The following is a 6,628-nucleotide window of genomic DNA, read 5'->3' on the forward strand; positions in this document are numbered from 1 at the left end:
ATTGTTTAAGTTTACCCTTAATTCGTGCTATTTATTCGACTCGCTATTAAACAAAACCGATTACATCGTATACTTTTTTCAAGGTCGGCTCGGCTTTAGCGCGCGCTTTTTCAGCGCCTTCACGCATAATAGAAAATAGATAATTTTCATCGTTGCGATACTCATGATAACGGGCTTGTAATGTTGCTAACATATCGATCACTTGCGTTGCTACTTCCGTTTTCAAATGACCATACATCTTTCCTTCAAACTCTTTTTCAAGCTCTGCTACCGGTTTACCTGTAACGCCAGTTAAAATATCTAATAAATTAGAAACGCCGACTTTATTTTTTAAGTCATAGCGAACTACTGGTGGCTCGTCAGAATCGGTCATCGCACGTTTGATCTTTTTCTCCACATCTTTTGGATTTTCAAGTAGGCCGATCACGTTATTGCGGTTTTCATCAGATTTAGACATTTTTTTGGTTGGTTCTTGTAATGACATCACTCTTGCACCAACTTTAGCAATAAATGGCTCTGGTACAGTAAAAACATCACCATAAAGTGCATTAAATCGCATAGCAATATCACGTGTTAGCTCAAGGTGTTGTTTCTGATCATCGCCAACCGGTACTAAATTGGCTTGATATAGCAAAATATCAGCAGCCATAAGTACAGGATAATCAAATAGACCTGCGTTGATGTTTTCTGAATGACGTGATGATTTATCCTTAAATTGCGTCATGCGGCTAAGTTCACCAAAATAGGTATAGCAGTTTAACGCCCAGCCTAATTCTGCATGGGCAGGAACATGAGATTGTACAAATATAGTGCTCTTTTGTGGATCGATTCCGCATGCCAAATATAATGCCATTGTATCTAGCGTTGCTTTGCGTAATTTTTGTGGATCTTGTCTTACGGTTATCGCATGTTGATTGACAATACAGTAAATGCAGTCATATTCGTTTTGTAGCGCAACCCAATTTTTTAAAGCACCTAAATAGTTGCCAAGTGTTAGTTCTCCTGAAGGTTGTGCACCACTAAATACAATCGGTTTACTCATAATTTATTCCTAATTTATTTATGCTCTGTTTTTTGCTAATTATTTTTTTGCATCAGCTTTGGGATGAGGTAATAACGTTAATATATCTTTAAAATCATCAAATAAGAAATCGGGATCACTTGTTGCAATCGATATTCCATAATTATAACCATAGCTTAATGCTACAGTAGGGCAATGTGCATTTTTAGCTGCCATAATGTCATTTTGAGAATCACCCACAAATAATAATTGATCACTAAATAGACCAAAGGTCGCCATCACTTGATAAAGTCCAGCTGGATGAGGTTTTAATTTGATCACATCACCACCCCCTAAGACTAACGAAAAGTATTCTTTTATCCCTAAAGAAGTCAGTAAATCAGGCAAAAATTGTGCAGGTTTATTGGTGACTAAAGCAAGTGGATAGTGGTTGTCATGTAATGCTTTTAAGGTTTGTTTGACGTGTGGAAATAACTTAGTTTCTACATCCATAACCTTATCATAATGTCGATTAAAGAGTGCCTTGGCTTGTGAAAACATTTCATTGGAAGGTTGGACATTGATAGCTTTAAATATGCGTTCTAACATCACATCAATGCCATTACCTACAAAGTTTTTAACCTGTTCATTGGTTATCGTATTTAATTTTAAATCGGCAAGCATATGCTGGGCTGCAAGCGCAAGTCCAGGAACACTATCCACAAGTGTTCCATCCAGATCAAAGGCGATGGCTTGAATATCGTCGAGTTTAGGCATGAGTTACTCCTGATAGCGCTTTACGCATTGCATCAATCACTGTTTTATAATCTGGTTGACTAAATATTGCTGAACCTGCAACAAACATATCTGCACCAGCTTTAGCAATTTCGGCAATGTTATCAACTTTTACACCACCATCAATTTCTAAACGAATATTTTGTTTAGATTGATTAATACGCTCTCTTACTTGTTGTAGTTTTTTCAATGTTGATGGAATAAATGATTGCCCACCAAAACCAGGATTTACGCCCATTACTAAAATAATATCGACTTTATCCATCACATAATCTAAGTAGTTTAAAGGTGTAGCAGGATTAAGCACAATACCCGCTGTGCAGCCATGATCTTTGATTAATTGTAAAGAACGATCTAAGTGGATAGTCGCTTCTGGATGAATAGAAATATTCGTTGCACCTGCTTTAGCAAATGAAATAATCAGCTCCTCAACAGGGGTAACCATTAAATGGACATCTATCGGTGCTGTTATACCAAAATCGCGCAGAGCCTTACAAAACATACTGCCCATGGTAAGATTGGGAACAAAGTGATTGTCCATTACATCAAAATGAACAACATCTGCTCCTGCATCAAGTACTTTTTGAGTATCCTCACCAAGCCGAGCAAAGTCAGCAGATAATATTGATGGGGCTATAATAAATTCTTTCATGATAAAACCTCTTGTGCTAAAAGCTCATCCCTGTCGTTTAAGATTTTTGATATAGTGCTAAAATCTCGTCAATTTTTTTTCGCCCTTCACCAGCACAGCTAATCGAACGACGCATTTCGGCCCGATAAAGATGACGTGCTTTTTTATATAAGCTTCTTGTATAAGAAGTATCATGATTAGATACAAGAACCGGAATATCATTTTGATAGGCGATATTTTCAGCAAGTTGCGATAACTTTTTATGTTCTTCAAAGCCAAAATTATTCGAATAATAGGCTGTAAAACCCGCCGAATCACCCGCTGAAAGGTAAGGAGGGTCACAATAAATTACGGAATTTTGTTTAGCTTTTTTCATTACTTCATAATAAGGAGCACAAATAAATTGGGCATTTTGAGCTTTTTTAGCAAAAAAATAGAGTTCTCTTTCTGGAAAATAGATAGTTTTGTAACGACCAAATGGTACATTAAAAAAACCACTATTATTATAACGGCATAAGCCGTTATAACCATGTCGATTTAAATAAACAAATAATAGTGAACGTATATATTGATCTTTACTATGATTAAATACATCACGCAGTTGATAAAAGGCATCAGACTGGTTATTCTGATGAGTAAATAATAATTTAAGATCATTAATAAATTGATCTGGGCTGGATTTTAACAAGTTAAATAATGCAATCAGATCATGATTGATGTCAGCTAAAATATAGCTTTTATAATGTGTATTTAAAAATACTGATCCAGCACCAACAAAAGGTTCAATTAATTGATCGCCTTCAGGGAGATATCGCCTAATTGTGTCCACAAGCTCATATTTTCCTCCTGCCCATTTTAAAAAGGCTCGTTGCTTTTTCAACGGTTACTCCTAGTTTTTCTTTGTAGTCGGATAAATGAACGATATCCTTTAGTTGTTTGCAATTTTTTCTTTGTTAATAGCGGCTCCAGATTTAACCCATGGTTTATCTTTTTGGAGTGCTGCTGGTAAAGATTTCATCGCTTTATGAGCTTCATCTCTTGATGAATAATTGCCTTTGATTAAAATGAACCACGTACCATTTTTATGTTTAGTTTCATAAATATGATAATCAGTAATATTATTTTGTTTTACAAGTTTTCTTAGACCTTCAGCCGATTTAGAAGCACTAAGCTGAATTGTATAACGATCGTTTCCTATCTTGGCATTTTTAGCGGTATTGGTTTTTTCGTCTTTTCTATTAGTTGATTTTCGATTATGACTATCTGTTTGGTGTGAAACATGGGTTCTACCGTTAATGTCATTAATTGTTGTCGTTCTATTTGTTGACGTTGTTATATCACGATTAACTGAAGGAGCAGTTGGCGTATATGTGTTCGCTAAGTCGCTACCTGTATCGCTAGGAATATCCAGTTGTTGTTGCGTATTTGTTTGATTTAACGCATTTTCAGTTGGTGTCTGGGTTGCAACGCCAGCACTTTCTGTTGGCATTGCATTTGTCGCTGGACTGTTTAGTCCGTCAGTGACAGGCGTAGTATTGGCATCAGCTGAACTTACACTATTCACTTCAGGAGGCGTTACAAGCGTCGGCTCATTTTTACGTGAAGAAGATCGAAAGATAATTAAACTAAGTAATAACAGAATAATAACGATTGCCAAACCAAGAATAATTAATTTTTTTCTTGGAAAATCTTGTAAAAAACTTGGCAATGTCAACGAGGGCTTAGCGTCCTTACTAGGTTGTTCTGTTATATAACGGTCATCTCTATCTACACGCATACTTGCTCCTTAACCTATCCAAAAGGTTTAATGCTTTATGACTAACCATTATTATTTAAATAAATGGCTTAAATTTGCTCTATTTTTTCAATGATATAACCCGCAACACCTTTGGCACTTTGTTCATCTGTTTTAATAGTAATATCCGCAATTTCTTCATAAAGAGGTTCACGTTCACCTGCTAATTCTTCATAAAGTTCTCTTGGAGTATTACCACCTTGTAATAATGGACGACGTTTGTCTTTTTGCGTCCTTGCCATTTGTTTTTCAATAGTTGTTTCTAAATAAACAACAATGCCACGTGCTGATAATCGATTACGGGTCTCTTTTGATAATACTGAACCACCGCCGGTAGCTAATACTACACCTTGTTTTTCAGTTAATTCATTAATAACTTTTTCTTCTCTGGCTCTGAATCCGTCTTCACCCTCTAAATCAAAAATCCATGCAATATCAGCACCAGTACGTTTTTCAATCTCTTGATCTGAGTCGAAAAATTCCATGCCCAACTGTTGTGCAATTTGTCGGCCTATAGTGCTTTTTCCAGCCCCCATTGGGCCAATTAGAAAGATATTTCGCTTTTCTGCCATTGTAGTTTCATCATCTATTAATTTTGGTTAAAATATACAACACAATGTTAATGTTCATGACTGATTGAATCATTTACTTCATTAACTGTGTAACTTTTCTTGGATCTCCGTCTAACGACAAAAATTTAGGTCGGTAATTATCTCAATAGATAGTACCTTTTTGCAATAAGTATTTGTAATAGTTTTCTAGCTTATTCCTGCTTGGTGTAAATCATGAATATTTAACGCACCGACTAATTCACCTTCGGTATTTACAACGGGTGCAGCTGTAATATTGTGGTCATTAAATGATTTTAAAGCCTCTACTGCTTTCCAATTTTCGGGGATTTGATATCCTGGGCTGGTCATCACGTCTGTAATGCTGTCTTGCAATGTTCCATTTTTGAGTAATAAACGGCGTAAATCCCCATCAGTAAATACGCCAACAATTTTATTATTATTTTTGCAGATTGCAACTAAACCCACGCCAGTTCGGCTTAATTCTAACATAGCATCCAATACGGTTGCCGTTTGTGGTACTTTTGGAATTGAATCGCCCTGTCGCATAACATCTTTAACATGATTAAGTAATTTAGCGCCTAAACTCCCCGCAGGATGAGAGCGTGCAAAATCTTCTTCTTTAAAACCTCGAGCACGCATAACCGCTATAGCAAGCGCATCGCCCATTAATAAGGTATTGGTCGAACTCGAAGTCGGTGCAAGTCCCATAGGGCAGGCCTCTTTTTCAATTGAAATATCAAGCACAGCCTGAGCAGATTTAGCTAATGGTGAATCTAACCCACCTGTAATTGCAATAATAGGCACATTCATTGCTGTAAGGATAGGGATAATAAAATTAAATTCTTTTGCCCGACCAGAATAAGAAATTAAGATAACAACATCATTTTCGGTCACCATACCTAGATCACCATGTAGTGCTTCGGAAGGATGCATGAAAAAAGCTGGGCTACCAGTGCTGGCAAGTGAAGCCGCAATTTTTTTACCAATATGCCCAGATTTCCCAATACCTGACACAACAACTTTGCCTTTTGTTGTTAAAATCAGCTGACAAGCTTTAATAAAATCTTGTCCGAGTCGGTTCGGTAGTTTTTGAGCTTCGTAAAGTTCTAATTCAAGTAGCTCACGACCATATTGTAATAATTTGTCCATTTTCAACAAGCCTAACGCATTTAATATGAATAAAATGAAGTTATAATCGGTAATAACAACGTAAGATGATTATAAAAAGTCAGATTACTGATATTTTATCAATTAACGATTGAATATTCAAAAAAGAAAGGTATGACATTAAAGCATTTGTGGTATTTCAAGCCTTTAAACATCAATACATAATAATTTATAACCCAAAAGCTACTTTTATGCCCAATGTGATTAAAATTACCCCCAATAATTTATCGATAATTAATTGCATTTTAAAATAGTGTCGTTGAACTGCTTGTGTTTGAAAGATGAAAACCACAAAAGGCCACCATAATACGGCTTCTATCCAAATGATAAATGCAACTAGCAATTTGTCGGTGGTTGACGAGTTAGCATTTAATACTTGGGTAAAAATAGCTAGAAAAAATAACGTTGCTTTAGGATTAAGCAAGTTACACAACAACCCTTGCATAAACGCGGATTTAGCGGACATTTGTTTGTCAATTAATTGTTGACTGACATAAGTAGTATTGGTCTGTTTAGCAAGTAATGCTTTAATGCCAAGCCATAATAAGTAAGCGGCGCCCGCATAGCGTAATACATTATACAATAATGGCGTAGCAGCAATCAGTACTGCCACACCGGCTACACAATAACTCATATGGATTAATATTGCAGTGATGACTCCCAAACAC

Annotated in this window: 8 protein-coding genes; all 8 read right to left on the reverse strand. The window is 36.1% G+C overall.

Going from position 1 to position 6,628, the window contains the following annotated elements; genetic code table 11:
- Positions 1-46 precede the first annotated feature (46 nt).
- The gene (gene trpS, locus J3U59_RS06955; RefSeq protein WP_267333658.1) at positions 47-1,042 is read right to left on the reverse strand and encodes a tryptophan--tRNA ligase; all 996 of its coding nucleotides are present in this window, start codon (positions 1,040-1,042) and stop codon (positions 47-49) included.
- A 39-nt stretch (positions 1,043-1,081) separates the two neighbouring features.
- The gene (locus tag J3U59_RS06960; protein ID WP_267333657.1) at positions 1,082-1,777 is read right to left on the reverse strand and encodes a phosphoglycolate phosphatase; all 696 of its coding nucleotides are present in this window, start codon (positions 1,775-1,777) and stop codon (positions 1,082-1,084) included.
- Positions 1,770-2,447 (reverse strand): ribulose-phosphate 3-epimerase, encoded by a 678-nt coding sequence (gene rpe / locus J3U59_RS06965; protein WP_267333656.1) that lies wholly within the window; start codon positions 2,445-2,447, stop codon positions 1,770-1,772. Before rpe ends, J3U59_RS06960 begins: the two co-directional genes overlap by 8 nt.
- 37 nt (positions 2,448-2,484) lie before the next feature.
- Positions 2,485-3,306 (reverse strand): Dam family site-specific DNA-(adenine-N6)-methyltransferase, encoded by an 822-nt coding sequence (locus tag J3U59_RS06970; protein WP_267333655.1) that lies wholly within the window; start codon positions 3,304-3,306, stop codon positions 2,485-2,487.
- Between the two features lie 48 nt (positions 3,307-3,354).
- Positions 3,355-4,203 (reverse strand): SPOR domain-containing protein, encoded by an 849-nt coding sequence (locus J3U59_RS06975; RefSeq protein ID WP_267333654.1) that lies wholly within the window; start codon positions 4,201-4,203, stop codon positions 3,355-3,357.
- 68 nt (positions 4,204-4,271) lie between these two features.
- A complete protein-coding gene (gene aroK / locus J3U59_RS06980; RefSeq protein WP_065634798.1) occupies positions 4,272-4,793 on the reverse strand; it encodes a shikimate kinase AroK in 522 nt (173 codons plus the stop codon).
- Positions 4,794-4,979: 186 nt separating this feature from the next.
- Positions 4,980-5,942, reverse strand: coding sequence for an arabinose-5-phosphate isomerase GutQ (gene gutQ / locus J3U59_RS06985; RefSeq protein WP_267333653.1), 963 nt, complete (start codon positions 5,940-5,942; stop codon positions 4,980-4,982).
- A 187-nt stretch (positions 5,943-6,129) separates the two neighbouring features.
- A partial coding sequence (locus tag J3U59_RS06990) for a LysE family transporter (RefSeq protein ID WP_267333652.1) occupies positions 6,130-6,628 on the reverse strand: 499 nt, incomplete at its 5' end.

This window comes from Gilliamella sp. B3783, assembly GCF_026536125.1.
Lineage (GTDB): Bacteria > Pseudomonadota > Gammaproteobacteria > Enterobacterales > Orbaceae > Gilliamella.

Excerpts from the sequence above, each read along its gene's own strand:
- gutQ (WP_267333653.1), bottom strand. The coding sequence starts at position 5,942 with ATGGACAAATTATTACAATATGGTCGTGAGCTACTTGAATTAGAACTT.
- J3U59_RS06960 (WP_267333657.1), bottom strand. The coding sequence starts at position 1,777 with ATGCCTAAACTCGACGATATTCAAGCCATCGCCTTTGATCTGGATGGA.
- rpe (WP_267333656.1), bottom strand. The coding sequence starts at position 2,447 with ATGAAAGAATTTATTATAGCCCCATCAATATTATCTGCTGACTTTGCT.
- aroK (WP_065634798.1), bottom strand. The coding sequence starts at position 4,793 with ATGGCAGAAAAGCGAAATATCTTTCTAATTGGCCCAATGGGGGCTGGA.
- J3U59_RS06975 (WP_267333654.1), bottom strand. The coding sequence starts at position 4,203 with ATGCGTGTAGATAGAGATGACCGTTATATAACAGAACAACCTAGTAAG.
- trpS (WP_267333658.1), bottom strand. The coding sequence starts at position 1,042 with ATGAGTAAACCGATTGTATTTAGTGGTGCACAACCTTCAGGAGAACTA.